This is a genomic window from Spiroplasma endosymbiont of Megaselia nigra, from assembly GCF_003987485.1.
GTDB lineage: Bacteria > Bacillota_I > Bacilli_A > Mycoplasmatales > Mycoplasmataceae > Spiroplasma.
In genome coordinates this window covers 1-2,063 of the sequence record NZ_RCOO01000188.1, presented here as the reverse complement: position 1 = coordinate 2,063, position 2,063 = coordinate 1, and the positions used below count along the sequence as shown (strand labels likewise).

The window sequence follows — 2,063 nt, the reverse complement described above, 5'->3', positions numbered from 1 at the left end:
TATAACAAAATACAAAAATTTTAATGAGCTAAAAAATATGATAGATAATTATATTGTTGAGTATAATAATTATAGAAGGGTTTTAAAATTAAAAATGCCCCCAATTCAATTTGAATTAAAAAGCATTTTAAATTAAAAAAATAATTCTCAGTTATTTGAAACTGTGCAATAATAAAATGAAATTATTTTTAATTTCATTTTTGTCTCCTTTTAAAATCATTTTTGTGTTTAAAAAAATATGTAGTTGTTTAATTATTAAAACTAAATTTTTACAAATAAAAAATATTATGTTAATTGTTTTTATAAAAAAAACAGAGCAATTAATCAAACTTAAAATTGCTTATTTTCCACCAAGGCATTATAAATTAAAAAATACACTTATAAATTAAATAAGCGTAATAAAGGGTAAAATTTATTTTAACTAAGTTATTAAAATTTACTACTTTTATAAATTATTCAAAAATATACATATACATTTTTAAAGGCAATTAAAACAATTACCTTTTTAATTTTACTTTTTAACAAACTATTTTTAAATAATCTTGTGAAATATTTAGACCAATTAAAAAAATAATTTAACATAGTCTCCTACTTAAAAACCTTATAAAATAATGGTTTTTTGTTGCTTGTTTTGTTATCGTTGTTTGTGGCGCATCGAACGTTATTTTCACTGGAGAAAGTTAATAAATAATAAATTAAAGTACATTTATTATTTATTTAATTGTGTCACTTGTGATTTTTGTGATATAATTTTAAAAATTCAATAAATTAAAGTACATTTATTATTTATTTAATTGTGTCACTTGTGATTTTTGTGATATAATTAAATAAAAAGGAGGAGAAAATGCCAAAAATTATAAATACAATAAGTAGTTTAAAAAAGTTAGATAATTCAAATAACGATGAAAAAATAAATGATATTGAAGAAAATATAAATAAATTATCTAGTTTTAAAAATGCTAGAGAATTTAAAAAAAGAAATTGAAAAAATATTTTACCCCCAATGACTTGTGATGTAGAATTAGTACAAAAATTTAGAGACGAGGCAAACTCGAAAGATTGAAAATATACAACTTTGATGAATAAAATTTTAAGAGAACGATATGGAAGGGAAAACAACAATAATGAAGATGATTAGTTTTTGTAATAAAAAAGGTGGGGTTGGAAAAACGACCCTTTGCAAAAATGTTGCTTACAAGTTAGCGCTTGATGGGGCAAAGGTCTTGTTAATTGACCTTGACCCGCAAGCAACCTTATCTGTTCAATTAATTAGTAAAAATGGAAATAATGATAATTCAATTATTGAATTAGTTTCAAGCAAAAATGCTATAAAACATATAAAAATTAAAACCCTTGTTCAAGCAACAAAACATAAAAATATAGATATTATAACTGGAAATGAAGACTTAACCAATTCAAATACTATTATAAATACTGTTTTTGCTGTTGAACAAAGATACATTATTGCTGATATGATTTATCAATCAAACCAAGAAACTTTTGACAGTTATGATTATGTTTTGATTGACTACCCACCAACAATACAAGAGTTAGCAATAAATTTTTTAACAATATCTGATTTTATTATTATTCCTATAAATGCAGGAAATGGAAGTTATAAAGGTTTAATTGATTTGAAAAATACATTAAATTATGTTTGCAGATTAAATAATAGAGATTTACCAAGTATAAAAGTAATATTTAATAATATAAAAGATAATGAAAATACAAGTTTTATATATAAACTATTAGTTAAAAATGATTTAGCTAATTATTTATTAAATAACATAATAAAAAATTCAGATACATTTATTAAGACTGAAAATGAATTGGCGAGTATTTGAGATAGTCAATATTATTGGCGACAAAAACAAGCATACGAAGAACTGATCAAGGAAATCAAATAAGGTGATGAAAATATATGAATTTTAAAAAAATAGTTATAGAGTGCACCCCAAAAAGTAAGTATTAGTAAAAAAGGTTTATAAACTTTTATTTATTATATCCTTTTCTTTGCGGCTTGAATATCATTTATTTCATTTTTTAACATCATTAATATATTC

At 21.6% G+C, this 2,063-nt stretch carries 3 protein-coding genes; all 3 read left to right on the top strand.

Translation table 4 applies throughout. From position 1 onward, the window contains the following. Position 1: 1 nt before the first annotated feature. The 3 genes from D9R21_RS08705 (at position 2) to D9R21_RS05950 (ending at position 1,907) form a co-directional block, all read left to right on the top strand. Positions 2-136 carry an IS3 family transposase gene (locus tag D9R21_RS08705; RefSeq protein WP_126820873.1) on the top strand — a complete coding sequence of 45 codons (135 nt, stop codon included), beginning with the start codon at positions 2-4 and terminating at the stop codon, positions 134-136. A gap of 708 nt (positions 137-844) precedes the next feature. Continuing rightward, positions 845-1,138, top strand: a complete 294-nt coding sequence (locus tag D9R21_RS05955) for a hypothetical protein (protein ID WP_126821481.1) — start codon at positions 845-847, stop codon at positions 1,136-1,138. Further along, positions 1,125-1,907 carry a ParA family protein gene (locus tag D9R21_RS05950; protein ID WP_158613943.1) on the top strand — a complete coding sequence of 261 codons (783 nt, stop codon included), beginning with the start codon at positions 1,125-1,127 and terminating at the stop codon, positions 1,905-1,907. Before D9R21_RS05955 ends, D9R21_RS05950 begins: the two co-directional genes overlap by 14 nt. Positions 1,908-2,063: the final 156 nt, after the last annotated feature.